Origin of the sequence: Pseudomonas sp. AP19 (assembly GCF_001728855.1) — a bacterium.
Lineage (GTDB): Bacteria > Pseudomonadota > Gammaproteobacteria > Pseudomonadales > Pseudomonadaceae > Aquipseudomonas > Aquipseudomonas fluorescens.
The window spans coordinates 37,032-62,605 of the sequence record NZ_LXJP01000043.1 but is presented as its reverse complement, the minus strand read 5'-3'; the positions used below and the strand labels follow the sequence as shown (position 1 = coordinate 62,605).

Annotated in this window: 18 protein-coding genes, 3 tRNA genes and 1 riboswitch; of the genes, 16 read left to right on the top strand and 5 right to left on the bottom strand. The window is 60.1% G+C overall.

What is annotated here, in order from left to right:
• The first annotated feature begins 168 nt into the window (after positions 1 to 168).
• Positions 169 to 1,149: a GlxA family transcriptional regulator gene (locus A7D21_RS24775; protein WP_069552899.1), complete on the top strand. Its 981-nt coding sequence runs from the start codon at positions 169 to 171 to the stop codon at positions 1,147 to 1,149.
• A 9-nt stretch (positions 1,150 to 1,158) separates the two neighbouring features.
• Here A7D21_RS24775 and A7D21_RS24770 read toward each other — a convergent pair whose 3' ends face one another.
• Positions 1,159 to 7,065 carry a leucine-rich repeat domain-containing protein gene (locus A7D21_RS24770; RefSeq protein ID WP_069552898.1) on the bottom strand — a complete coding sequence of 1,969 codons (5,907 nt, stop codon included), beginning with the start codon at positions 7,063 to 7,065 and terminating at the stop codon, positions 1,159 to 1,161.
• Positions 7,066 to 7,363: 298 nt separating this feature from the next.
• On the opposite strand from A7D21_RS24770, the gene A7D21_RS24765 reads away from it, so the two are divergent.
• The 7 genes from A7D21_RS24765 to astE all read left to right on the top strand — a co-directional run bounded on the left by A7D21_RS24765 (position 7,364) and on the right by astE (position 15,260).
• Complete coding sequence (locus A7D21_RS24765; protein WP_053257618.1) at positions 7,364 to 8,584, top strand: aspartate aminotransferase family protein; 1,221 nt, start codon at positions 7,364 to 7,366, stop codon at positions 8,582 to 8,584.
• Positions 8,585 to 8,830: 246 nt separating this feature from the next.
• Entirely contained in the window at positions 8,831 to 9,850 is a 1,020-nt protein-coding gene (gene aruF / locus A7D21_RS24760; RefSeq protein ID WP_069552897.1) for an arginine/ornithine succinyltransferase subunit alpha, read from the top strand.
• A gap of 51 nt (positions 9,851 to 9,901) precedes the next feature.
• The gene (gene astA / locus A7D21_RS24755) at positions 9,902 to 10,927 is read left to right on the top strand and encodes an arginine N-succinyltransferase (protein ID WP_069552896.1); all 1,026 of its coding nucleotides are present in this window, start codon (positions 9,902 to 9,904) and stop codon (positions 10,925 to 10,927) included.
• Positions 10,924 to 12,393: a succinylglutamate-semialdehyde dehydrogenase gene (gene astD / locus A7D21_RS24750; RefSeq protein WP_171902635.1), complete on the top strand. Its 1,470-nt coding sequence runs from the start codon at positions 10,924 to 10,926 to the stop codon at positions 12,391 to 12,393. Before astA ends, astD begins: the two co-directional genes overlap by 4 nt.
• Before the next feature lie 175 nt (positions 12,394 to 12,568).
• A complete protein-coding gene (astB, locus tag A7D21_RS24745; protein WP_069552894.1) occupies positions 12,569 to 13,915 on the top strand; it encodes an N-succinylarginine dihydrolase in 1,347 nt (448 codons plus the stop codon).
• A 38-nt stretch (positions 13,916 to 13,953) separates the two neighbouring features.
• Positions 13,954 to 14,244, top strand: coding sequence for a hypothetical protein (locus tag A7D21_RS24740; RefSeq protein ID WP_003214319.1), 291 nt, complete (start codon positions 13,954 to 13,956; stop codon positions 14,242 to 14,244).
• Positions 14,245 to 14,255: 11 nt separating this feature from the next.
• The gene (gene astE / locus A7D21_RS24735; RefSeq protein ID WP_069552893.1) at positions 14,256 to 15,260 is read left to right on the top strand and encodes a succinylglutamate desuccinylase; all 1,005 of its coding nucleotides are present in this window, start codon (positions 14,256 to 14,258) and stop codon (positions 15,258 to 15,260) included.
• 161 nt (positions 15,261 to 15,421) lie between these two features.
• On the opposite strand, the gene A7D21_RS24730 is transcribed toward astE, so the two are convergent.
• Positions 15,422 to 15,931, bottom strand: coding sequence for a 6,7-dimethyl-8-ribityllumazine synthase (locus tag A7D21_RS24730; RefSeq protein WP_003233516.1), 510 nt, complete (start codon positions 15,929 to 15,931; stop codon positions 15,422 to 15,424).
• Positions 15,932 to 16,044: 113 nt separating this feature from the next.
• A riboswitch (FMN riboswitch) is annotated at positions 16,045 to 16,214 on the bottom strand.
• Between the two features lie 190 nt (positions 16,215 to 16,404).
• Between A7D21_RS24730 and ltaE the strand changes: the two genes are divergently transcribed.
• The 8 genes from ltaE to mgtE all read left to right on the top strand — a co-directional run bounded on the left by ltaE (position 16,405) and on the right by mgtE (position 24,154).
• Positions 16,405 to 17,409: a low-specificity L-threonine aldolase gene (gene ltaE, locus A7D21_RS24725; protein ID WP_053257612.1), complete on the top strand. Its 1,005-nt coding sequence runs from the start codon at positions 16,405 to 16,407 to the stop codon at positions 17,407 to 17,409.
• 146 nt (positions 17,410 to 17,555) lie between these two features.
• The gene (gene alaS / locus A7D21_RS24720) at positions 17,556 to 20,174 is read left to right on the top strand and encodes an alanine--tRNA ligase (RefSeq protein WP_053257611.1); all 2,619 of its coding nucleotides are present in this window, start codon (positions 17,556 to 17,558) and stop codon (positions 20,172 to 20,174) included.
• A 96-nt stretch (positions 20,175 to 20,270) separates the two neighbouring features.
• Positions 20,271 to 21,512 (top strand): aspartate kinase, encoded by a 1,242-nt coding sequence (locus A7D21_RS24715; RefSeq protein WP_053257610.1) that lies wholly within the window; start codon positions 20,271 to 20,273, stop codon positions 21,510 to 21,512.
• A 174-nt stretch (positions 21,513 to 21,686) separates the two neighbouring features.
• A complete protein-coding gene (gene csrA, locus A7D21_RS24710) occupies positions 21,687 to 21,875 on the top strand; it encodes a carbon storage regulator CsrA (protein ID WP_003175645.1) in 189 nt (62 codons plus the stop codon).
• Between the two features lie 62 nt (positions 21,876 to 21,937).
• Positions 21,938 to 22,028 (top strand) — tRNA-Ser (locus A7D21_RS24705).
• A gap of 108 nt (positions 22,029 to 22,136) precedes the next feature.
• Positions 22,137 to 22,213 (top strand) — tRNA-Arg (locus A7D21_RS24700).
• A 72-nt stretch (positions 22,214 to 22,285) separates the two neighbouring features.
• Positions 22,286 to 22,362 (top strand) — tRNA-Arg (locus A7D21_RS24695).
• Positions 22,363 to 22,711: 349 nt separating this feature from the next.
• On the top strand, positions 22,712 to 24,154 hold the full coding sequence (gene mgtE, locus A7D21_RS24690) for a magnesium transporter (protein ID WP_053257609.1): 1,443 nt from the start codon (positions 22,712 to 22,714) through the stop codon (positions 24,152 to 24,154).
• A 116-nt stretch (positions 24,155 to 24,270) separates the two neighbouring features.
• On the opposite strand, the gene A7D21_RS24685 is transcribed toward mgtE, so the two are convergent.
• The 3 genes from A7D21_RS24685 to A7D21_RS24675 form a co-directional block, all read right to left on the bottom strand.
• Positions 24,271 to 24,597: an Arc family DNA-binding protein gene (locus A7D21_RS24685; RefSeq protein ID WP_003193592.1), complete on the bottom strand. Its 327-nt coding sequence runs from the start codon at positions 24,595 to 24,597 to the stop codon at positions 24,271 to 24,273.
• A 391-nt stretch (positions 24,598 to 24,988) separates the two neighbouring features.
• Positions 24,989 to 25,168 carry a PA3371 family protein gene (locus A7D21_RS24680; protein ID WP_069552892.1) on the bottom strand — a complete coding sequence of 60 codons (180 nt, stop codon included), beginning with the start codon at positions 25,166 to 25,168 and terminating at the stop codon, positions 24,989 to 24,991.
• A gap of 11 nt (positions 25,169 to 25,179) precedes the next feature.
• Entirely contained in the window at positions 25,180 to 25,407 is a 228-nt protein-coding gene (locus tag A7D21_RS24675) for a hypothetical protein (protein ID WP_053257607.1), read from the bottom strand.
• Between the last annotated feature and the right edge of the window lie 167 nt (positions 25,408 to 25,574).

Below are 25,574 nucleotides of genomic sequence, written 5' to 3'. Positions count from 1 at the left end.
TTGCTCGCGAAAGCGGTGGATCAGTCAGCAGATGTGTAGCTGGCCCACCGCATTCGCGAGCAAGCCCGCTCCCACATTGGATCTCCATATGTTTTGAGATTTGTGTTGGTTTCCGGGCTAGCATTGGCCCTTGTCTTCATTACCGTTCTTCGCTTCGGATAGCATTCCATGACCGCCCACAGAATTGGTTTCCTGATTTGGCCCAGCACAAAAGCCCTGACGCTTGCGCTGGCTGAGGAGGCTTTGCGCGTTGCTCAGCGGGTGCATCCGGACGTGGTGTACGAACTGTCTTTTTTACAGGCTGAACCGCGCACCGACGGCGCGTGGCAACTACCCGGCGAGCCGTGGGCCGGCAAGCTTGAAGGCTTTCAGAAACTGTTCCTGCTGGCGGATGAGCCACCCACCGCGATTACTTCGCAACTGAGCACCGCACTTAAGCAGCTGGTGCGCGCCGGGTGTGTGATCGGTGGTCTGTCGGCCGGTGTGTACCCCTTGGCGCAGCTCGGCCTGCTGGATGGTTATCGCGCCGCCGTGCACTGGCGTTGGCAGGACGATTTTGCCGAGCGTTTCCCCAAGGTCATCGCCACCAGCCACCTGTTCGACTGGGACCGTGATCGCCTGACCGCCTGCGGTGGCATGTCGGTGCTCGACCTGCTGCTGGCGGTGCTGGCCCGTGACCACGGCGCCGAACTGGCCGGTGCGGTCTCCGAAGAGTTGGTGGTGGAGCGCATCCGCGAAGGCGGCGAGCGCCAGCGTATCCCGCTGCAAAACCGCCTGGGCTCCAGCCATCCGAAGCTGACCCAGGCGGTGTTGTTGATGGAAGCCAACATTGAAGAGCCGCTGACCACCGACGAAATCGCCCAGCATGTGTGCGTGTCGCGACGACAACTGGAGCGGATCTTCAAGCAGTACCTCAATCGTGTTCCCAGCCAGTATTACCTGGAATTGCGCCTGAACAAGGCGCGCCAGATGCTCATGCAAACCAGCAAGTCGATCATCCAGATCGGCCTGTCGTGCGGCTTCTCCTCGGGGCCGCACTTTTCCAGCGCCTACCGCAACTTCTTTGGCGCCACCCCTCGCGAAGACCGCAACCAGCGACGCAGCAGCAGCCCGTTCGAGTTATCGTCGGTGCCATCCGAGCGCGGCTGAGAACACTGTTTACTCCTCCATCGGTACGGGGGTAGTTGGTGGCGGTACCAGCGGCTGTCCGCCGGCGTCGAGGGAGGCCGCTTCCACGCCCAGGTCATTCCCCGTCTGAAGATAATATTGTCTGAGCACATTTAAACTGGCGTCCGAGAGCGGGTTGCCGCCAAGGTCGGAGTCATAGTCCCAAGTGGGGCTCACTTCCAGAATGTGCGAAGGGATCTCTTCTATCAGGTTCTCGCTCAGGTCCACGGTTCGCAAGTTTGGCAGGGAGAAAACGCCGGCTGGGGGGTGGTTGATTCCAGTGTTTTCCAGGTGCAACGTGTTCAGGTTGTGCAGGTTGCTGACCGTCGGCGTGATGCCCAGTGGGTTTTCGCTCAAGTCCAGGTACTCCAAGGTGCGCATCCCGGAAAGCGCATTGGCGCTGTGGGGCGTCAGGCGGATTGCGCACTCTGTGAGGCTCAGCGTGATCAAGTGGGGTTGATTCAGAATAGCGGCGGGAATGTCGCCCATCGTGTATCTGTGCAGCGAAAGAACTTTCAGTTTGGGGAATCCTTGGAGCAAGCCTTCGACGTTTGAGGTGGTCCCTTCGCCGCTCATTTCCAACAGCGAGATATGTTCAAACCGCGCATTTATGTCGGGCAGTGCTCCAATTATGGGCGTGTCGATCACCAGTTTGTGGGTGACCTCCTGCCCGCCATTCAGCTCATCCGCGTCGCTCTCGCGACGCCAGCCTTCTTCCAGTTGCGCTTTGATGGCCAGGCGGTGGATCTGTTCTTCAGCGCGCGTGTGATCGTCGAGTGCGATGTCCAGGACTGGATGCCGTTGCGGCACATCCAGCGCCCATGTCGTCAGGTCGGCAATGAGCCTGGCGTATTCGGTTTCCAGGCGGGTCACTTCGGCAGTCACGCCCTCCATGTTCCCCGGTAGTGTAAAGATGAAGCGATCCACTTCGGCTGGCGTAAAGGTTGGGTAAAGCCGCTTTACCCGACTGTGTTCCGCCGCCGGCGCATCAGCGTTGAAATGTTCGCCGGTGGCCTGGCAGTAGGTTTTTATCCGTTGCAGAGCGGTCAGTGACAGTGGATTATCCGACAGATCAAATGCGCTGGTGGCGTCGGCGGGCAGTTGAAACAATTCAGCCGGGGTTTGCGTGATCGCGTTATGGCTTAAGTTGATGACTTGGCGGTGCGTGGGGCTGATGAGCGCCGCGGGTATTTCCTTCAGGCCAGTGTTGTTCAGCTTGATCCAGGACAGCAGGGGCATACGGCGGACGTCGGGAATAAGCTTGAGCGGGTTGCTGCTCAGGTCCAGGTATTCCAGAGTCGTCAGCTGTTCCAGTGCGCCAATCGAGGCGGGCGAAAGTTCAAGCGCGCAGTCTTGCAGGGTCAATGAGGAGAGCTTCGGTAGCAGGAAAATCGTCGAGGGTAGGTCTCCCAGTTCGGCGTCAGTGACCGACAGTCGTTCGAGGTTCGGGAAGCTTTGCAAAAACGCGTCCAACTGCAGCGGGGCCGCATCGCCGCGCAGTTTCAGCGAGGTCACGTCGGTAAAGCGCGTGGCGAGTGTTGGCAGTTTTTCACCGATAGGCGCTGCCAGGTCGAGTTCGTAGGTGGGGATTACGCTTTGACTGCGCTCATCCAGGGGGCTCTCTCTGCGCCAGCATGCTTGCAGCGTGTCCTGAACCGCCCGGCGGTTGGCCTGGGCCTGGGCGGTGAGACCGGGCGCCTGGGCCCAGGTGTCGAGGTCGCCGCTGAGCGTGAGGTAATCAAGCTCAAGGCGTACAAGTTCGATTTTGCCCATTTCCAGGTTGCCGGCGATGCCGAATATCAGTCGGTTGATGTCGTCCTTGCTGAAGTTCGGATAGAGCTTTTTGGCAAGGGCGACGTCCAGCGGTTCTGCATCTGCTTCAAAGTAGCTGCCGGTGCGCCGGTAGTAGTTTTTGACCAGCTCCAGGGTAGGGCGTGACAGCGGGTTGCCGGATAAGTCGAACCTATGGCTGACGCTGGCAGGCAGTTCGAAGAGTGCGGCAGGCAGCGTGTGAATCCGGTTGTCTTTCAACAGCGCGACTTCCAGGTGCGGGCACTGCACAAGTCCGTTGGGCAGTTCGGTAATACCGGTGTTGCTCAGGTCCAGAAAGCGCAGGTTGGACAACTGCTCGACGTTGGGCGTCAGCCCGAGTGGGTTGTTGTATAAATCCACTGAGCGCAGCGCGGTCAATGAGGCGAGTATCGCCTGCTCTGGCGCGGTCAGGGTGATGTTGCAGTCGCTGAGTACCAGTTCATTGAGGCTTGGCATCGCGCCGAGGCCTTCGGGAAGCGCTCCCAGCGCGGCGTTGCGCACCGACAAAAAGCGCACGTTTGGAAACCTCGTCAGAAACCCATCAATCTGCAGGGCGCTGTGGTCGCCTTCCAGCGCCAGGTACGAGATGAAATTGAAGTACGGCGCCAGTGCCGGCGGGTTGCCGGAAATGGGGCCGTTCAGTACCAGTTTTTGCCCGTTGATCAACGGTGGCTCGTAGTACTGATCGGTTTCGGTTTCCAGGCGCCAGGCGCGTTTGATTTCTTCGGCCCACTGTTGGCGCGCACGTTTGGCCTGGCTCACGCTTTCAGCGGCGTGGGGCGTAGCGGTTTCGCGTGCCAAGGACGGCGTGGCGGTGATCCATGCCGACAGGTCGCGATCGAGCTGTTGGTATTCACTCTTGAGTGCCACCAGTGCGCGCAGTGCGCCGCCAGCGGTTTGGTCAAGGGAGTGCACGATGTGGTTGAGTTGCTCCGGTCGCAAGGCCGGGAATAAATCCTGCGCCCGTTCCAACAGGGTCGGCTCCTGGCCGGCTACGGAGGCAGGTGCGGGGCCATAACCGTCCATGCCACCGAGCAGGCGCATGGTTTTAGGGTCGTAGGTGGGTTTGCGCAGCGGGTCGCTGGCAAGCCTCGCCCGCAGCACCGCGCGGTCCAGGGCATGCAGGGCGATGCTTTGGCGCAGCAGCGGGCCTTGGGCAATATGAATGTTCAGCGCATTGCGCGCCGAGTCGGGCAGGGCTTGAAGCAGGGCCGTGTAGAGGTCCGTTTTGGCCGATAAGGCGACGCCGTTGTCCAGCGGTGTGTAGCCGCCGCTGTCGGAGTAGACCAGCGTGCGACGGGTCGGCGCGCTCAATTCGCCGATGGCGTTGCGCAGCGTGCCGTCGGCGGAATCATTTCTAACCTCGATTCGCAGCCCTTCGGGCCAGTTGGGCAGGTTTTCCAGGGAGTCCAGGGCCAGACGGTCAGTGTCCAGGTTATCCACCGAGTTCAAGTACAAGCCTTCGTAGGCGCGTGCGACCCGGGTTTCCTGCCGGGCCCAAAGGGCCAGTTCCTTCAGACGTTGGGGGATGCGCCCCAGGTCGATTTCCTGCAGCTCCTCGGCGGTCGCGATTTCCTGCAGCGCCTGGGCGGCACTCAGGGGCAGGCCGGGCACTGCGTCGATCAGCGTGGTCAGTTGCAGGTTGGTGGTGAGTTCCTGGCCTCGATAAGCCGAGTCGAACAGTGACAAGCGTTTTTCTTGCGCCACGCGCGCCAGCCGTTGTCGCAGGGTTCGCGAGCGCGCCTGTGCGGAGATCATGGGCTGGCCAAATTCCTCTTCCAGCAGGATTTTGCGCTCAGGCTCGTCCAGCACTTCAATGATGGTCTTGAGCAGATCACCATTTTTGAGCTGCGCTTCGTGGATCTGCGCAACACTGGCGTCGGGTTTGCCCGGTACTTGCCAGACTGTCGCCCCGTCGTTGTTGATGATGCGCAGGGTCTTGGTTTCCGGCCACAAACCGTAGTTGCTCAGCAACAACAGTTGCGTTTGTGCGTCGGCCAAACCGTACACCGCCGGATCCTCGCTGCTTATCTGCTGGATGAAATCGTGCAGCGCGCGGTCGATCTTGAAGCGCTTGAGGGTGTCAGCCAGCAGGGGCGGTGGGCGTTTTTGAGCCAGATATACATGGCGCAGGGCGTTGTCATGGACGCCGCTGACATGGCGTATCTGTTCCAGTTGAGCATCGCTGAAGAGGTCAGCCTGCGGGCCAAGGCGTCGTAGCAAGGTGGTGCTGTCCCAGGTTAACGGGCGGTCCAGTTCGGTCACCCACGCGCCTTGGCCGTTGCCAAACAGCTTGGGGCGATAGGCGTCCGCGCGTGACGGGTGCTTGAGCGCGTGGCGCCCGGCGCCCGGCTCGATGTCCACTGCGTAGTGCCGCTCGGGCAACGCCAGGAGGCTCTGGCCATTGTGATGGTACAGCCCCTGCGTATCGGGTTGTGATTGGCGCGGCAGAGGCTGGTCATGGGCATAAGGTGCCAGGTCCGGTTGCCACAGGCGGGTTTGGCCGTCCCGCGAAGTCACCGGAGTCAGGCGGTCGATGAATGCCCAGACGCCGGCCGGCAGGTGCTCGCGGGCCAGGTCGCTGGCGATCGGCAAGCCGACCGCGAACAGGCCCAGTTCCACGGCCTGCTCCAGTATCGACATCAGGTGCCCAAAGGCTTGGGCCCTGAGGCCCATGGCCCAATCGAGAATGCCCTCAAAAGTCTCGTCGAGCAGTTGATAGGCGGTGTAGCCCAGCATCGCCAGGCCCAGAGGTGGTATGAAAGGCGCGGCAACCAGTGCGGCAATCTGCAGCACCGCCGTGCCGATTTTTTCGATCAGGCGCCAACGTTCCCAGCGGGCCTTTTGATCGGCTCCGGCGGTGGAAACGGCGCGGGTTTGAGCGTCGTTGAACAGTTTGCTGAGCTTGATTTCATACAGATAATCGAACAGCGGCTGAGTGATGCGGGTGGTGGAAAACTGCAGTCTGGGGTTATCAATAGGCGCATCGCGCCAGCTGGGGCGCGGGTCTGTGGCCAGTCGTTGATGCCAGATAACGTGGGATAAGCGTTGGCTGAGGTCGGCGAAAAAGTAGCCGCGCTCCCCATGGTTCACAAAGCGGCTGAAGAACTGTTGGTACTCAGGTTCGCGCAGCGCGTCGCTCAGCGCCTGCATAAAGGCCTGTGTCGATGCATACGCCTTGAGTGGTTGCTGCGGGTCGTCTGGAATATAGGCGATCACCGGCACTGTGGTGCTGCTGCGCTCCAGGTCGGCGGCGGCAAACAGAATGATGCCGGTCAGTGCGCTCGACATGATGCTCAGGTCATAGCTGAGCAGCACTTTGCAATCCTGCGGGGTCGTCAACAGCGTCTGCAATTGCTGAAATTGCAGCTCGGACACATCACCACTCAGGCGGGCCATCTGCGCGGCGACTTTCAGCTGGGCAAACTCGCAGCGCTCCTGTTTACGTTTCAGGGTGGCCAGTGATACCGGGTTGTCCAGTGCCAGGTATTCGCGAAGATAGGTGTGGTACTGGCCTCCAATGTCCAGCTCGCGGCACAGTCGGGTGAATTGCGGCACGGTGAGGCGGGTGGCGACACTTGGCAGGGTTTCGAAATGCCCGCGGGCCGCAGGCTTGGTAATGAACGTTGAGTGGGGCTCATAGGCGCCGGCGGTTGTTTCGCTGGCCTCAAAGTTGTGCAGAGCAGCGTCGAGCAGTGAAACCGTCCAGGTGGTGGCGGCGCCAAGCGAGGTGGGCACGTAGAGTCGCAGGAAGGTGGTGCGCACATCGCGTTCCACGCCAAAGCGTTGCTTGAGCGCCGGTTGCAACACCTCGGCGGCGAAGTCCTCGGCAGACTTGAGCGGCATCATCACCCGGTCCAGTGCGTTTTGTGCGGTCCAGGCTTCGCTGACCAGTTGCCTGAGTTGAGCGTGCTGTTGGCGGTTGAGACCTGTGTACCAGGCGGGCAGGCTCGGCGCCGTGTCCTTGAGCGCGGCACGCCTGCTCGGCGAAGCCGTAACCAGCCACGCGGGAATGGCCTTGCGGACCAGGCTGAGGTGAACGTCCTGGTGAGGCGTAGGTGGGTTCGTGAGGGTGAGCTGTGTCATGGGATGAAGTCTCCTTGAGTTCAATGGCTGGTCAGCAGACCACTTGGCTCACACTCATCGGTGACAGATAAATAGCGTACGGCGGGCTTGGGCAGAAAACGGCGCTGCCGCTTGGCCTGCACACGGTTTAAACTGCGCGATTGCGACGCTATTTGTCGCATTGGCGTAAACCCTGGAAAATCACGGGTTGGCGCTATAAGAAGTTGTCGCTTGGCGGCAAGGCCGCACTGAAAACTGTCCTTACAATCCCTGCATCGCCTGCCAGTTCCAGGCAGGCGTTCCTCTTCAGGAGACTCCGATGTCCGTTGAGCAAGCCCCGGTGCAACGTGCCGATTTCGACCAGGTCATGGTTCCCAACTACGCACCTGCCGCCTTTATCCCTGTGCGTGGCGCAGGTTCGCGCGTATGGGACCAGGCCGGCCGCGAGCTGATCGACTTTGCCGGCGGCATCGCGGTTAACGTATTGGGCCACGCCCACCCGGCGCTGGTCGGTGCACTGACCGAGCAGGCCAACAAGCTGTGGCATGTCTCCAACGTCTTCACCAATGAGCCGGCCCTGCGCCTGGCGCATAAGCTGATCGACGCCACGTTTGCCGAGCGCGTGTTCTTCTGCAACTCCGGCGCCGAAGCCAACGAGGCCGCCTTCAAGCTGGCCCGTCGCGTCGCGTTCGACCGTTTCGGGACCGAGAAGTACGAGATCATCGCGGCGTTGAACAGCTTTCACGGCCGCACCCTGTTTACCGTTAACGTCGGTGGCCAGTCGAAGTACTCCGATGGTTTCGGGCCTAAAATCACCGGCATCACCCACGTCCCTTATAACGACCTGGCCGCGCTGAAAGCCGCCGTGTCGGACAAGACCTGCGCCGTGGTGCTGGAACCTGTCCAGGGCGAAGGCGGCGTATTGCCGGCCGAACTGGCGTACCTGCAAGGCGCCCGCGAACTGTGCGACGCGAACAACGCGCTGCTGGTATTTGACGAAGTACAAACCGGCATGGGCCGCAGCGGCCATCTGTTCGCTTACCAGCACTACGGCGTGGTGCCGGACATCCTCACCAGCGCCAAGAGCCTGGGCGGCGGTTTCCCGATTGCGGCGATGCTCACCCGTGAAGACCTGGCCAAGCACTTGGTGGTCGGCACTCACGGCACCACCTACGGCGGCAACCCGCTGGCGTGTGCGGTGGCGGAAGCGGTGATCGACGTGATCAACACCCCAGAAGTGCTGGCCGGTGTGAACGCCAAGCACGCCCTGTTCAAGGCACGCCTGGAGCAGATCGGCAAGCAATACGGCATCTTCACCGAAGTGCGCGGCCTGGGCCTGCTGATAGGTTGTGTGCTCAGCGACGCCTTCAAAGGCAAGGCCAAGGACGTGTTCAACGCGGCCGAAAAGCAAAACCTGATGATCCTGCAAGCCGGCCCCGACGTGGTGCGTTTCGCCCCGAGCCTGGTGGTGGACGACGCAGACATCCAGGAAGGCCTGGACCGTTTTGAACGTGCTGTGAAGACGTTGACGCAAGCTTGATACGCCGTTCGGTGCTCAAACCATTGGGCATCGAACCTAAATTTTTGTGCCGGGCCTCTTGATTGGAGCCGTGAAGATCAAAATGTGGGAGCGGACTTGCTCGCGAACGCGGTGTGTCATTCGACCGTACAGGTGACTGAACCACCGCGTTCGCGAACAAGCCCGCTCCCACGCTTGACCTTCGCGGGTTTCAAATGCGTGCCTGGCATTTTTTCCTGTGAGTTTTTCGAGTTAAGGAGTGACACCATGCTGGTGATGCGCCCCGCGCAAATGGCTGATCTGGGCGAGGTACAGCGTCTGGCTGCGGACAGCCCGATTGGTGTCACCTCCTTGCCGGACGATGTGGAACGCCTGAGTGACAAGATCGCCGCCAGCGAAGCGTCCTTCGCGGCTGAGGTCAGTTTCAACGGCGAAGAGAGCTACTTCTTTGTGCTCGAAGACACCGAGACCGGCAAGCTCGCCGGCTGCTCGGCCATCGTCGCGTCGGCGGGTTACTCGGAGCCGTTCTACAGCTTCCGTAACGAAACCTTCGTGCACGCCTCCCGCGAGCTGAAGATCCACAACAAGATTCACGTGCTTTCCCAGTGCCACGACCTCACCGGCAACAGCCTGCTCACCAGTTTCTACGTGGTGCCGGAGCTGGTCGGGTCCGCGTGGTCGGAACTCAACTCCCGTGGCCGCCTGTTGTTCGTCGCCAGCCACCCCGAGCGCTTTGCCGACTCGGTGGTGACCGAAATTGTCGGCTACAGCGACGAGAACGGCGACTCGCCGTTCTGGGACGCCATTGGCCGCAACTTCTTCGACCTCAACTACGCCGCCGCCGAGCGCCTGTGCGGGCTGAAAAGCCGCACGTTCCTCGCCGAGCTGATGCCGCATTATCCGATCTATGTGCCGCTGCTGCCGGACGAAGCCCAGGAAGCCATGGGCCAGGTGCACCCGCGTGCGCAGATCACCTTCGACATCCTGATGCGCGAAGGCTTTGAGACCGACCATTACATCGACATCTTCGACGGCGGCCCGACGCTGCACGCGCGGGTCTCGGGCATTCGCTCGATCGCGCAGAGCCGCGTGGTGCCGGTGAAGATCGGCGAGATGCTCAAGGGTGTCGGCCGCCAGTACCTGGTGAGCAACGCGCAGTTGCAGGATTACCGCGCGGTGATGGTGGACCTGGACTACGCGCCCGGCAAACCGGTGACCCTGGACCTGCAAACCGCTGAAGCCCTGGGCGTCGGTGAAGGTGCCAGCGCGCGTCTGGTTGCGGTTTAAACACAGAGTTTCGCGGGTGGCTGGCAACAGCGGCCTGTTTGAGGAGATAGCATGATCGTTCGTCCCGTACGCAGCAGCGATTTACCGGCCCTGATTGATCTGGCGCGCAGCACCGGCACCGGCCTCACCACCTTGCCGGCCAACGAAGAGCGCCTGACCCACCGGGTTGGCTGGGCGGAAAAAACCTTTCGCGGCGAAGCCGGGCGGGGTGATGCCGACTACCTGTTCGTGCTGGAAAACGACGAAGGCCGCGTGGTGGGTATTTCTGCCATCGCCGGTGCCGTCGGCCTGCGTGAGCCTTGGTATAACTTCCGGGTGGGTCTGACCGTCAGCGCTTCCCAGGAGCTGAACATCTACCGTGAGATCCCGACGCTGTTTTTGGCCAACGACCTCACCGGCAATTCCGAGTTGTGCTCGTTGTTCCTGCATGCCGATTACCGCAACGGCCTCAACGGCCGCATGCTGGCCAAGGCGCGCATGCTGTTTATCGCTGAATTCCCGCAGCTGTTCGGCAACAAGATCATTGCCGAGATGCGTGGTGTGTCCAACGAAGCCGGGCGTTCGCCGTTCTGGGAAAGCCTGGGCCGGCACTTCTTCAAGATGGAATTCAGCCAGGCCGACTACCTGACTGGCGTGGGCAACAAGGCGTTTATCGCCGAGCTGATGCCGAAGTTTCCGCTGTACAGCTGCTTCCTTTCCGAGGACGCGCGCAACGTGATCGGCAAGGTCCACCCGGATACCGAGCCCGCGCTGAGCATGCTCAAGAGCGAAGGTTTCAGCTACCAGGGCTACGTCGACATCTTTGACGCCGGCCCGGCGGTGGAATGTGAGACCAGTAAAATCCGTGCGGTGCGCGACAGCCAGTCGCTGGTGTTGGCCATCGGCACGCCGGGGGACGACGCCACGCCGTTCCTGATCCATAACCGCAAGCGCGAGGAGTGCCGCATTACCGCCGCACCGGCCCGTCTGGCGGCAGGCACGCTGGTGGTCGATCTGTTGACCGCCAAGCGCCTGCAACTGGTGGTGGGTGATCAAGTGCGTGCTGTTCCGTTGTCTGCTGCTCGGGAGTCGAAATAATGAATTCGCTGTACATCGCAGGTAGCTGGCTGGCCGGCCAGGGTGAGCTGTTTGAATCGCGCAACCCGGTGACCCAGCAGGTGCTGTGGGCCGGTAATGGCGCCACCGCCGAGCAGGTCGAGTCCGCCGTGCAGGCTGCACGCCAGGCATTCCCGGGCTGGGCGCGGCGCCCGTTGGAAGAGCGCATCAGCGTGCTGGAAGCCTTCGCCGCCACCTTGAAACGCCGCGCGGATGAGATCGCCCGTTGCATCGGTGAGGAAACCGGCAAGCCACTCTGGGAATCGGCCACCGAAGTCACCAGCATGGCCAACAAGATTGCCATTTCGGTGCAAAGCTACCGTGAACGTACCGGCGAAAAGAGCGGCCCGCTGGGCGATGCCACCGCTGTGTTGCGCCACAAACCCCACGGCGTGGTGGCGGTGTTCGGCCCATACAACTTCCCTGGCCACTTGCCGAACGGGCATATCGTCCCGGCGTTGCTGGCGGGTAACACCGTGCTGTTCAAGCCGAGCGAGCTGACCCCAAAAGTCGCTGAGCTGACCGTGCAATGCTGGATCGAAGCCGGTTTGCCGGCGGGTGTGCTTAACCTGTTGCAAGGCGCGCGGGAAACCGGCATCGCGCTGGCGGCCAACCCGGGCATCGACGGGTTGTTCTTTACCGGTTCGAGCCGCACCGGCAACCACCTGCATCAGCAGTTCTCCGGGCGCCCGGACAAGATCCTGGCCCTGGAAATGGGCGGCAACAACCCGCTGGTCGTCGACGAAGTGGCCGACGTGGATGCGGCGGTCTACACCATCATCCAGTCGGCGTTTATTTCTGCCGGCCAGCGTTGCACCTGTGCACGCCGCTTGCTGGTGCCGCAAGGCGCCTGGGGCGATGCGTTGCTGGCGCGCCTGGTGGCGGTCAGCGCGACGATTGCAGTCGGCGCGTTCGATCAGCAGCCAGCGCCGTTCATGGGCTCGGTGATTTCCCTTGGCGCGGCCAAAGCCTTGATGGACGCCCAGGCGCAGATGCTGGCCAATGGCGCGGTGGCGCTGTTGGAAATGACCCAGCCGCAGGCTCAGGCCGCGCTGCTGACCCCTGGCATCATCGACGTGACCGGTGTGGCCGAGCGCGCAGATGAAGAACTGTTCGGCCCACTGTTGCAGGTGGTCCGCTACGCTGATTTTGCCGGGGCGATTGCCGAGGCCAACAACACCCAGTACGGCCTGGCTGCGGGCTTGTTGTCCGACTCCGAAGCGCGCTACCAGCAGTTCTGGCTGGAAAGCCGTGCCGGTATCGTCAACTGGAACAAACAGTTGACCGGCGCCGCCAGCACCGCGCCGTTCGGCGGTGTGGGCGCCTCGGGCAACCACCGCGCCAGTGCCTATTACGCCGCGGATTATTGCGCGTACCCGGTGGCGTCCCTGGAAACGCCGAGCCTGGTGGTTCCAGCCACGCTGACGCCAGGTATAACGCTGAAGTGAAGCTGACACTGATCTAAATGTGGGAGCTGGCTTGCCTGCGATAGCCTCACCTCGGTTTTACTGAAAGACCGAGTCGCCTGGATCGCAGGCACGCCAGCTCCCACAGTTGAATGGGTTTACAGCTATAGATCTGCACCAGATGCCTATAAAAACAGATGTTCGTGGAGCCTCGCCGATGAAATCCTATGAAGTCAATTTTGACGGTCTAGTGGGGCCGACCCATAACTACGGCGGTTTGTCCTACGGCAACGTCGCGTCCCAGAGCAACAGCCAGCAGTCTTCGAACCCCAAGGAAGCGGCGTTGCAGGGCCTGCAAAAAATGAAAGCCCTGATGGACATGGGCTTTGTGCAAGGCGTGCTCGCGCCGCAGGAACGACCTGACGTGGGCGCCTTGCGTAACCTCGGTTTCAGCGGCACCGACGCTCAGGTGATCCAGCAGGCAGCCAAGCACGCCATGCCGCTGCTGGTTGCCAGTTGCTCGGCATCGAGCATGTGGGTGGCCAACGCCGCCACCGTCAGCCCGAGCGCCGATACGGCAGATGGCCGCGTGCATTTCACCGCCGCCAACCTCAACTGCAAATACCACCGCAGCATCGAACACCCGACCACCAGCCGCGTGCTGGGGGCGATGTTCGCCGACCAGAAGCACTTTGCCCACCACGCTGCGTTGCCGGCGGTGGCGCAGTTCGGCGACGAAGGCGCGGCCAACCACACGCGTTTCTGCCGTGACTATGGCGAAGCCGGTGTCGAGTTCTTCGTGTTTGGCCGCAGTGCGTTCGACACCCGTTACCCGGCCCCGCAGAAATACCCGGCGCGCCAGACCCTTGAAGCCTCCCAGGCCGTCGCGCGCTTGCACGGCTTGAAGGACGACGGCGTGGTCTACGCGCAGCAGAACCCGTCAGTGATCGATGCCGGTGTGTTCCACAACGACGTGATTGCGGTGGGCAACGGCGAGGTGCTGTTCTATCACGAGGACGCCTTCCTCAACACCGAGCAGATGCTCGCCGAGTTGCACGGCAAGTTGGGCAAACTGGGCGGCAACTTCCAGTCGGTGTGCGTACCGCGCGCTCAAGTCAGTGTCGAAGATGCAGTGCGGTCCTACCTGTTCAACAGCCAGTTGCTGACCCGCGCCGACGGCTCGATGCTGCTGATCGTGCCGGAAGAGTGCCGCGCCAACGAGCGCGTCTGGCAATACCTGCAAGGCCTGACGGCGTCCGGTGGGCTGATCCGCGAAGTAAACGTCTTCGACCTCAAGCAAAGCATGCAGAACGGCGGTGGCCCGGCGTGCCTGCGCTTGCGTGTGGCGTTGAACGAAACGGAACTGGCGGCGGTGAATCCAGGCGTTATCATGACGGCGCCGTTGTACGACACGCTGACCCAATGGGTCGACAAGCACTACCGCGACAGCCTGCGTGAAACCGACCTGGCTGACCCGCAGTTGCTGCTTGAGTGCCGGACGGCACTGGATGAACTGACGCAAATCCTTAAACTGGGCTCGGTTTACCCTTTCCAGATCAATTAACGCACCTCTTTTTACACCCTAGGGCTGAGAACTATTTTATGACCACCGACACCCTGAAACTGATCCTTGAAGACACCGACGGCACCCAGCTGGAAACTTCCTGCACCCGCGTCGCCGTGGTGTGGCAGGGCAAGGAAATCTGGATCCAGCACGATGGCCGTGGCCAACTGTTGATCGGTGTGGATGTGGAAGAAGGCGACGCCGAGTACGCCAACCTGCTGATGCGCCCATTGGCGACCAACCTGATGAGCCTGCAACTGGAAATGGAACCGGCCGACGTCGAAGGTGACGACGACGATCACGTCCACGGCCCAGGCTGCAACCACTAAGGAAGCTGCTTATGCTCGCCCTCGGCAAATTGCTTGAACTGACCCTCGCCGGTCGTGAACCGGCGCAAAAAATTCAACTGACTGTCGACGGCGTGCAGATGCGCTGGCTCAGCGAGGGCGCACTTGAAGTGCGCCCGCCGCAGGCCTTGGACAACGGCAGCGACGTGCTGCTGTCATCCGGCATCCATGGCAACGAAACGGCGCCGATCGAACTGCTCGACCGCCTGTTGCATGGCATCGCCCGTGGGGAGATCAAACCCCGCGCCCGTATTCTGTTCCTGTTCGGTAACCCCGAGGCCATGCGCCGCGGCGAGCGTTACCTGGAATTGGACGTCAACCGGCTGTTCAACGGCCGTCATGAACAAAACATCGGCCCGGAGGCCATGCGCGCCGCCGAGCTTGAGCAACTGGCCCGCACCTTTTTCAGCCTGCCCGGCCGTTCGCGCCTGCATTACGACCTGCACACCGCCATTCGCGGTTCGAAGATCGAGCAGTTTGCGCTGTACCCGTGGAAAGACGGGCGACGCCATTCGCGCCACGAACTGGCGCGTCTGTGCGCTGCCGGCATGCAGGCTGTGCTGCTGCAGAGCAAGACCTCCATCACCTTTACGGCGTTTACCTACGAGCAGTTGGAGGCCGAAGCCTTCACGCTGGAACTGGGCAAGGCGCGGCCGTTCGGGCATAACCAGGGCGTGGATGTGTCCCGCCTGGAAACCCGGCTCAAGCAGATCATCGAGGGCACCGAGCCCGAGAGCGAGAGCCTGGATGGCTTGCAGCTGTTTGCCGTGTCCCGGGAAGTCATCAAGCACAGCGATGCATTCCTGCTGCATTTACCGGCGGACGTGGAAAACTTTTCGCCGTTGGCGAAGGGGTATCTGCTGGCCGAAGACGTGGCCAAGACCCGTTGGGTAATCGAGGAGGAGGGCGCCCGCATCATCTTCCCGAACCCGAAGGTGAAGAATGGTTTGCGCGCGGGGATATTGATCGTGCCGACCACGGATGCCGGGTTGGCGTAAATCTTCAGGCTTAACCGGAGCTACAGCTGGGAGCGGGCTTGTGTGGGAGCTGGCTTGCCTGCGATAGCATCACCGCGGTGTGGCTGACACACCGAGGTGACTGCATCGCGGGCAAGCCCGACTCCCACACAAGCCCCTCCCACATTAGTTTGCGGTGTTGCTTAAACGGCTACGGCCCGTGGCTCACTGCGACGGATCGCGCGGACCTTGTGCAGGGTGTCGGCGCAGGTGCGCGCAGCTTCCTGGCCCTTGTGCACGAAGTGCTCGTAGAAGAACGTGTGGTGTTCGCTGCCGGCGTGGAAATGGTGCGGGGTCAGGGACACCGAGAACACCGGCACTTCGGTTTCCAGCTGAACCTGCATCAGGCCGCTGACGACGGACTGGGCAACGAATTCGTGACGGTAGATGCCGCCGTCCACCACCAGCGCGGCGGCAACGATACCGGCGTAACGGCCGGTCTTGGCCAGCAGCTTGGCGTGCAGGGGCATTTCAAAGGCGCCGCCGACTTCGAAGAAATCGATGTCCGATTCCTGGTAGCCCTGGGCGATCATTTCGGCGAGGAAGCCTTTACGGGATTGGTCGACAATATCCTTGTGCCAGCAGGCCTGGATAAACGCGACGCGCTCGCCGTGGTGGTTTTTGCTTTTGCTGTCGATTGCGGTGGGTTGCATGTTCTGACTCCTGTTTAAGAAAAAAACAGGGCGTTATGAATCGAATGGGATTTAAGGGTACGAACAGCCGCGTCATGCAAGCATGAATACGGCGCGCGGCCCTTAGGTGCCAATCCCGTTCTCTCTTCATCCGGACTATGACCGTCGGCCCCGGGATCACACCGGGTCTGCTGACCTTGCCGCCGACCTGCGTGAGCAGTTCAAGGCGCCAAGCGCTCGCGGGCTATGCACGTTGCGTGCAATTACCGCCGGTGGGGAATTACACCCCGCCCTGAGAACGTTGCCGCCAGAACCCTGGCGGCGGAGAGTTTTTAACATGGTTTTTCAAAAACTGCACGATCGCCTTATCGATAACCTATATCGGTTTGTTTGGTTGGTATTCGATTGAAGCTGATGGGGGCTTGATATTCCGTGGCTTTACCCGCAGTAATCAGCCATAAAAGGAACTTACACACCCGTTAGAGGCTTGTTTCATGTCTGTGATCGACCTGCGTAGCGACACCGTGACCCAACCCACCCCCGGCATGCTCGACGCGATGGCCACTGCCGTCAGCGGCGACGATGTCTACGGCGAAGACCCCAGCGTCAACCATTTGGAGGCCGAGTTGGCCGAGCGCCTGGGCTTCGAGGCGGCGTTGTTCGTGCCCACCGGCACCATGAGCAACTTGCTGGCGTTGATGGCCCACTGTGAGCGCGGCGAGGAATACATCGTCGGGCAACAAGCCCATACCTACAAATATGAAGGCGGCGGCGCGGCCGTCCTCGGTTCGATCCAGCCGCAGCCGCTGGAGGTGCAGGCAGACGGCTGTCTTGACCTGGACCAGGTGTTGGCGGCGATCAAACCCGATGACTTCCATTTCGCGCGTACCCGCCTGCTGGCGCTGGAAAACACCATGCAGGGCAAGGTGCTGCCGCTGGAGTACCTGGCGAAGGCGCGTGCGTTCACGCAGGCACACGGCCTTGCGCTGCATCTGGATGGCGCGCGTATTTATAACGCGGCGGTCAAGCTTGGCGTGCCGGCGCGGGAGATTGCCCAGCATTTCGATTCCGTGTCGGTGTGCCTGTCCAAAGGCCTGGGTGCGCCGGTGGGTTCGGTGTTGTGCGGCTCCACGGCCTTGATCGCCAAGGCGCGCCGCTTGCGCAAGATGGTCGGCGGCGGTATGCGTCAGGCCGGTTCCCTGGCGGCAGCGGGGCTGTATGCGCTGGATCATCAGGTGCAGCGCCTGGCCGATGACCACGCCAATGCCCAATGGCTGGGGGATGCGTTGCGCCAGGCCGGTTACGCGGTGGAGCCGGTTCAGACCAACATGGTGTACGTGCAGATCGGTGACCAGGCTCAGGCCTTGAAGGCGTTTGCTGCCGAGCGCGGGATCAAGTTGAGCGCCGCGCCGCGCCTGCGCATGGTCACTCATCTGGACGTCAGCCGGGCGCAGATCGAGCAGGTCGTGCAGACATTTGTCGAGTTTTCCCGAAAATGACAGTGCAGACCGTCTAATTGACTGTTTCTATCACATAAACACGCTGTACCACTGGCAAAGGGCCGATATAATGCGGCCCTTTGCCGTCGCTCCGTCTGATGATGTTGCGCACTGGCCTTTGGCCTCAGACTCCGTGGAAGAACCTAATGAAAAGCGCAGAAATCCGTGAAGCCTTCCTTCGCTTCTTCGAAGAGCAAGGTCACACCCGTGTAGCCTCCAGCTCCTTGATCCCAGGCAACGACCCAACCCTGCTGTTCACTAACGCGGGGATGAACCAGTTCAAGGACTGCTTCCTGGGCCAGGAAAAGCGCGCTTATACCCGCGCGACCAGCAGCCAGAAGTGCGTACGCGCCGGCGGCAAGAACAGCGACCTGGAAAACGTCGGCTACACCGCTCGTCACCACACTTTTTTCGAGATGCTGGGTAACTTCAGCTTCGGCGACTATTTCAAGAAAGACGCGATTACGTTCGCTTGGACCTTCCTGACCGGCGTGTTGAAGCTGCCGAAGGAAAAGCTGTGGGTCACCGTCTACGCGACGGACGACGAAGCGTATGACATCTGGACCAAAGAAGTCGGCGTACCGGTCGAGCGCATGATCCGCATCGGCGATAACAAGGGCGCGCCCTACGCATCCGACAACTTCTGGACCATGGGCGATACCGGCCCGTGCGGCCCCTGCACCGAGATTTTCTACGATCACGGCGCCGACATCTGGGGCGGCCCACCCGGCTCGCCGGAAGAAGATGGCGACCGTTACATTGAAATCTGGAACAACGTGTTCATGCAGTTCAACCGCACCGCCGATGGCGTGTTGCACCCGCTGCCGGCGCCGTCGGTTGACACCGGCATGGGCCTTGAGCGGATCAGTGCGGTGATGCAGCACGTTCACTCCAACTACGAAATCGACCTGTTCACCAACCTGCTGAGCGCTTCGGCCGCAGCCATTGGTTGCGCCAACGACAACCAGTCTTCGCTCAAGGTCGTGTCGGACCATATCCGTTCCTGCAGCTTCCTGATCGCTGACGGTGTACTGCCGTCGAACGAAGGTCGCGGTTACGTGTTGCGCCGTATCATCCGTCGCGCCTGCCGCCACGGTAACAAGCTGGGTGCGACCGGTAGCTTCTTCTACAAAATCGTTGCCGCGCTGGTGGCCGAGATGGGCGATGCCTTCCCGGAACTCAAGCAGCAGCAGGCCAACATCGAGCGCGTGCTCAAGGCTGAAGAAGAGCAGTTCTCCAAGACCCTGGAGCACGGCTTGAAGATTCTGGAGCAGGACCTGGCCGAGCTCAAAGGCACCGTGGTGCCGGGCGACGTGGTGTTCAAGCTGTATGACACCTACGGTTTCCCGATGGACCTGACCGCCGACATCGCCCGTGAGCGGGAGCTGACCGTCGATGAGGCCGGTTTTGAGCGTGAGATGGAGGCCCAGCGTGTACGTGCCCGTTCCGCCAGCTCCTTTGGCCTGGACTACAACACCTTGGTCAAGGTCGATGTGCCCACCGAGTTCATCGGCTACCAGGCAACTGTGGGTTCGGCCAAGATCGTTGCCCTGTATAAAGACGGTAAGTCGGTCGACGTGTTGAATGAAGGCGAGGCAGCGGTGGTGGTGCTTGACCAGACGCCGTTCTACGCCGAGTCCGGTGGCCAGGTGGGTGATTGTGGTTTCCTGAGTTCGACGTCGGGTCGTTTTGAAGTGCGCGATACCACCAAGACCGGCGGTGCATTCCTGCATCACGGCGTGCTGGTACTCGGTAACTTGACGGTCGGTGCGCCGGTCGATACGCAGGTCGATGCCGACGTACGGCATGCAACCGCTCTGAACCATTCGGCCACTCACTTGCTGCACGCCGCGCTGCGTCAGGTACTGGGTGAGCATGTGCAGCAGAAGGGGTCGTTGGTCGATAGCCAGCGCCTGCGTTTTGACTTCAGCCACTTTGAAGCGATCAAGCCTGAGCAGATCAAGGCGCTGGAAGACATCGTCAACGCTGAAATTCGCAAGAACACGCCGGTGGAAACCGAAGAAACCGATATCGAGACCGCCAAGAAAAAAGGCGCCATGGCGCTGTTTGGCGAGAAGTACGGCGACGATGTGCGCGTACTGAGCATGGGCGGCAGCTTCTCCGTGGAGCTGTGTGGCGGTATCCACGCCAGCCGCACCGGCGACATCGGCCTGCTGAAAATCCTCAGCGAAGGCGGTGTGGCGTCCGGCGTGCGTCGTATTGAGGCGGTGACCGGCGCTGCGGCCCTGGCCTACCTCAATGCGGCTGAAGAACAACTCAAGGAAGCGGCCGGCCTGGTCAAGGGCAGCCGCGACAACCTGATCGACAAACTGTCGGCCGTTCTGGAGCGCAACCGTGCGCTGGAGAAACAGCTGGAGCAGTTGCAGGCCAAGGCGGCCAGCGCGGCAGGCGACGATCTGTCGGCTGCGGCTCTGGACGTCAAAGGTGTGAAAGTCCTCGCGGTGCGCCTGGACGGTCAGGATGGCAAGGCGCTGTTGGCCTTGGTCGATCAGTTGAAGAACAAGCTCGGCCGCGCAGTGATCCTGCTCGGCGGTGTCCATGAGGAAAAGGTCGTTCTGGTTGCCGGTGTAACCAAGGACCTGACTGGCCAACTCAAGGCCGGTGATTTGATGAAGCAAGCCGCCGCGGCAGTGGGCGGGAAGGGCGGTGGTCGTCCGGACATGGCGCAAGGCGGTGGTGTAGACGCCGGTGCCCTGGACGCGGCCCTGGCTCTGACCGTGCCGTTCGTCGAGGCTGGCATTTAAGGCGCTGTTAACCGGCCCATGGTCTAGTCATGGGCTTGTTCGGTTGCTGGAAGATTGTTTATTGGGCGCCCCTTTACGGGCTGAGGCGGCTTAGAAATGGCTTTGATCGTACAGAAATTTGGAGGCACCTCGGTCGGCTCTGTCGAAAGAATCGAGCAGGTCGCCGACAAGGTTAAGAAATTCCGCGATGCCGGCGACGACCTGGTGGTGGTGCTGTCGGCCATGAGCGGCGAGACCAATCGCCTGATCGAACTGGCCAAGGCAATCAGTGGTGATCAACAGCCACTGCCGCGTGAGTTGGATGTGATTGTGTCCACCGGCGAGCAGGTGACCATCGCATTGCTGGCCATGGCGCTGAACAAGCGTGGTGTGCCGGCCGTGTCCTACACTGGCAGCCAGGTACGCATCCTGACCGACAGTGCGCATACCAAGGCGCGCATCCTGCAGATCGACGATCAGAAAATCCGCACAGATCTGAAAGCCGGGCGCGTGGTAGTTGTAGCGGGCTTCCAGGGTGTGGATGAGCAGGGCAACATCACCACCCTCGGTCGTGGTGGTTCGGACACTACCGGCGTGGCGCTGGCAGCGGCTCTCAAGGCGGATGAATGCCAGATCTATACCGATGTGGACGGTGTGTACACCACCGACCCGCGTGTGGTGTCCGTGGCCCAGCGTCTGGACAAGATCACCTTTGAAGAGATGCTGGAAATGGCCAGCCTCGGGTCCAAGGTGTTGCAGATCCGCGCGGTGGAGTTCGCCGGCAAGTACAACGTTCCGCTGCGCGTATTGCACAGCTTCAAAGAGGGTCCGGGCACCCTCATTACTATTGATGAAGAGGAATCCATGGAACAGCCGATCATTTCCGGCATCGCTTTCAACCGCGATGAAGCCAAGCTGACGATCCGTGGCGTGCCAGACACCCCGGGCGTGGCTTTCAAGATTCTCGGGCCTATCAGCGACGCGAATGTTGAAGTCGACATGATCGTGCAGAACGTTTCGCACGATAACACCACCGATTTCACCTTCACCGTGCACCGCAACGAGTACGATGCGGCCCATAAGATCCTGGAGAACACCGCGAGCCAGATTGGCGCGCGTGAAGTGATCGGGGATATCAAGATTGCCAAGGTGTCGATCGTGGGTGTCGGCATGCGTTCCCATGCCGGTGTTGCCAGCCGTATGTTCGGGGCGCTGGCCAAGGAAAGCATCAACATCCAGATGATCTCCACCTCGGAAATCAAAGTCTCGGTGGTGATCGAAGAGAAGTACCTGGAGCTGGCTGTGCGCGCGTTGCATACCGCTTTTGAGCTGGACGCTCCGGCCCGACCGGGCGAGTGAGGCGATACCAGGAAGGCGCGGTATACCGCGCCTTTCATTTTTTGTGGAGCGCATGGTCTTTTGCGTGCGCTCGACAATACTTAGGTCGTTAGGGCTATGGCCATCAGGTTGTAGGTCGAACGCCTTTTTTTTGCAGACTGTTGTTCCTGAACTGAAATGCGTGAGGTGAAAGCTATGCTGATTCTGACTCGTCGGTGCGCAGAAAGCCTGATTATCGGTGATGGCGAAATCACCGTGACCGTGCTCGGCGTCAAAGGCAATCAAGTACGTATCGGGGTTAACGCTCCGAAAGAGGTAGCTGTCCACCGCGAGGAAATCTACCTGCGGATCAAGAAAGAGAAGGACGAAGAACCAAGCCTTTAATTTTTATCGTTTTTTATGTTTGCAAACGGGGATGAACGTGGTTAATATACGCCCCGTGTTGCGGAGAGCTGGCCGAGTGGCCGAAGGCGCTCCCCTGCTAAGGGAGTACACCTCAAAAGGGTGTCGGGGGTTCGAATCCCCCGTTCTCCGCCATTATTTGCTTAGTACGTTGCAATCTGGTTTTTTCGGTAAGTTGTTGAAAATACTCGAAAAAATAGCTTTACATAGAGATTGAACGGCCTATAATGCGCGGCAACAAATGCACTCGTAGCTCAGCTGGATAGAGTACTCGGCTACGAACCGAGCGGTCACAGGTTCGAATCCTGTCGAGTGCACCATTTAAGAGTCAATTGCAGCAATGCGGGTGACTCGGCTCCAACCAGTTGTGATCTGGTCTAAAAACACAATCTGCACTCGTAGCTCAGCTGGATAGAGTACTCGGCTACGAACCGAGCGGTCACAGGTTCGAATCCTGTCGAGTGCACCATACAAACAAAAAGCCCGCCTAGTGCGGGCTTTTTGCCGTCTGGGGTTTGTGTAGGATTGATCCTGGGCTTCATCTTTTCTTGCGTTCCATGTGTTTTCCCTTCGAGCTGTGTCGTCGCAGTTCATAAATCCAGCCGATGCTTAGCTTTGGCTCGCAAGCGCTTGTAATTTCCAGTTTTTTAACGTTAAAAGCGTGCGCAGCGTGTATCATTGCGCCCGTCAGCCCCGCCGGGGCTTGTGGAATACCTCCATGGACTTACCCAGTAGTTACTCAGTACCCCGCTTTACCAATCATGAATTGACTGATTGATCCTTCCGGCGTGCCCCGCTGCTGGGAGTGGAGTTCGCCTATGACCGAAGTAGAAGTAAAGAAAACACAAGACAGCCTGCAGGATCGCCTGGCTCAAGTCATCGAGCTGCTGCAGCGTCAGCGCGTGGTCGAAGACCTCACGCACCGCCAGGAAGGTCCGCACCACGACCGCGTTGAAAACCTGGTTCACCGGCAAAACCTCGTCGAGTTGCAGCGCAAACTCGATGACCTGCACTCCGCCGACGTCGCCTATATCCTTGAAGCCTTGCCGTTGGATGATCGACTGACCCTCTGGCAGTTGGTCAAGGCTGACCGTGACGGCGACATCCTCCTTGAAGTATCCGACTCGGTCCGTGAAACCCTGATCGCCGACATGGACGATCATGAGCTCCTGGCCGCCGCCAAGGAGATGGACGCCGACGAACTGGCTGACCTCGCCCCTGAGCTGCCTCGTGATGTTGTCCATGAGCTGATGGAAGCGCTCGACAGTCAGCAACGCGAGCGCGTGCGCTCTGCGCTGTCCTATGACGAGGACCAGGTCGGTGCGCTGATGGACTTCGAGATGGTCACCATCCGCGAAGATGTCAGCCTGGAAGTGGTACTGCGTTATCTGCGTCGCCTCAAAGAGCTGCCTGGCCATACTGACAAATTATTTGTGGTCGACTACGAAGGCATTCTCAAGGGCGTGCTGCCGATCAAGCGCCTGCTGGTAAATGATCCCGACAAGAAAGTTGCGGATTTGATGGCCAGCGATACGGTGAGTTTTCACCCGGATGAAGACGCCTACGAGGCTGCGCAAGCGTTTGAGCGCTATGACTTGATCTCGGCACCGGTGGTCGACAAAAACGGTAAGTTGATAGGCCGTTTGACCATCGATGAAATGGTCGACCTGATTCGTGAAGAGAGTGAAACCGAAGTCCTCAACATGGCGGGTTTGCGTGAAGAGGAAGACATATTTGCCTCGGTCTGGCGTTCTCTGCATAACCGTTGGGCCTGGCTGGCAATCAACCTGATCACAGCCTTCATTGCCTCGCGCGTGATCGGGCTGTTCGAAGGCTCTATCGAGAAGCTGGTGGCCCTGGCGGCGCTGATGCCAATTGTGGCCGGTATCGGCGGCAACTCCGGTAATCAGACCATCACCATGATCGTGCGCGCGATGGCGTTGGACCAGGTGAGTACCGCCAATTCTTCGCGCCTGCTGCGCAAAGAGTTGGCTGTGGGCCTGATTAACGGCCTGGTATGGGGTGGCGTGATCGGTGTGGTGGCCTACTTGCTGTATGGCAGCTGGTCGCTGGGTGTCGTGATGACGGCTGCCATGACCCTTAACTTGCTGTTGGCTGCGCTGATGGGGGTGCTGATCCCCATGACCCTGGCTCGTCTTGGGCGTGACCCGGCCATGGGCGCCAGTGTGATGATTACGGCCATGACCGACAGTGGTGGGTTTTTCATCTTCCTGGGGTTGGCGACCATCTTCCTGCTCTGATCCATTCCTGCGGGAGCAGATCTGCTCCCGCTTTGCTGGCTATTCCTTACCTTCCTTTCCCAAATCGCAGGCAAAAAAAAGCCAGCACATGGCTGGCTTCGGCTTTCAGTTGCAGATCAATTGGCTTCTGCGGCCGCCTCAACGTCGTGCGCAATAAGCGAGACGAGGGCATTTTGCTGGCGGTGGGAGAGCTGACGAAAACGCTGCAGCAGTTCGCGTTCGTGCAGTGACAGCTCGGGGCTGTCCAGGCGCATGCTCAACTCTTCACCCAACGCACCTTCCTGAATAAGGCTCTGTTCCAGGCGCGCGATGATTTCGGAGTTCATGCTGCGGTGATGATTGCGAGCCACCTCGGCAATGCGTTCCCGCATTCCGTCTGGCAGACGTACGACGAACTTGTCAGCCGTACGGCTGGAATAAATTGCCTGTTTCAATGGGCGCATATATTTAACCGGTTAGTTCAGGGGAGCGGTTTTTGGAATTGGCCGCAAGATGAGTGTTAAGACAAGGCTCACGACCAAAGTTCAACCCGAATTGCAAAGAGGCCGCATCATGCCTCAGATTTGACATTTCCTTGGCGTCAATTCTGTGACAAATATTGAACTGCCTAAAGGCTTAATGCCAGCATTCATTTGCATTTTTGCGGACTGGTTTGAAAACTTTCCAATGAGCCATTCTTGAACGGAACTTCCCGTAATTCCAAGGCTGCTCAGGGGTTGAGGCCGCACATCCTATCGCAAAGTGGCATTTTGCCCTCACCTTTAAGACTAGTGGCAATTTGCTGATTTACTAGGGCGGGGCGACGTAAGGTCGAACGAGGGGGAGGAGGTGGGGTCAGCGTAAAACCGGGTCGAATTTGATTTTGCGGCCGACGATGAGCGACAGCAGGAGGAGGCTTGCAAACACGCCAGCGGCAACAAACGCGGTAGTTTGTCCATCTTGCGAATGGGTATTCAGGCCCAGGATGCCTGCGAGAATAGTCAGGCTTAAAAATAGCCAGGCGGATTTGGTCACGAGCGATTTCCTCAGAAAACCCAATGTTCAGATGCGGGTGCGGCCTGGGTGCCTTGGGTCAGGCGTACCGGTGATTGGGCGTTGGGCGTCATCACCGCCAGTTGCGGGCGTTGTTGCAGATGGTGCGGCACTGCCTGGCTGAGCTGGGCTGGATCGTTGCTGCCAGTCGACTGAAAATGGAACATCACCAGTACAGCCAGGGCGATGGTGTTGAGGGCTAACAGAAGGGCACTGTTCATGGTCATGTTCTCCGCTTAACGCCGTGGCTGAATGGGGCTTGTAGGAGAAGTATTGCAGGTCCCGTGCCAATCTATTATTCCAATAAAATCAACGGGTTGAGTCTACTTCAGAGGCTCGATAGGTTGCAATTTGCAATGATGGCATTTTGGGGGAGTGCATTTTGCAC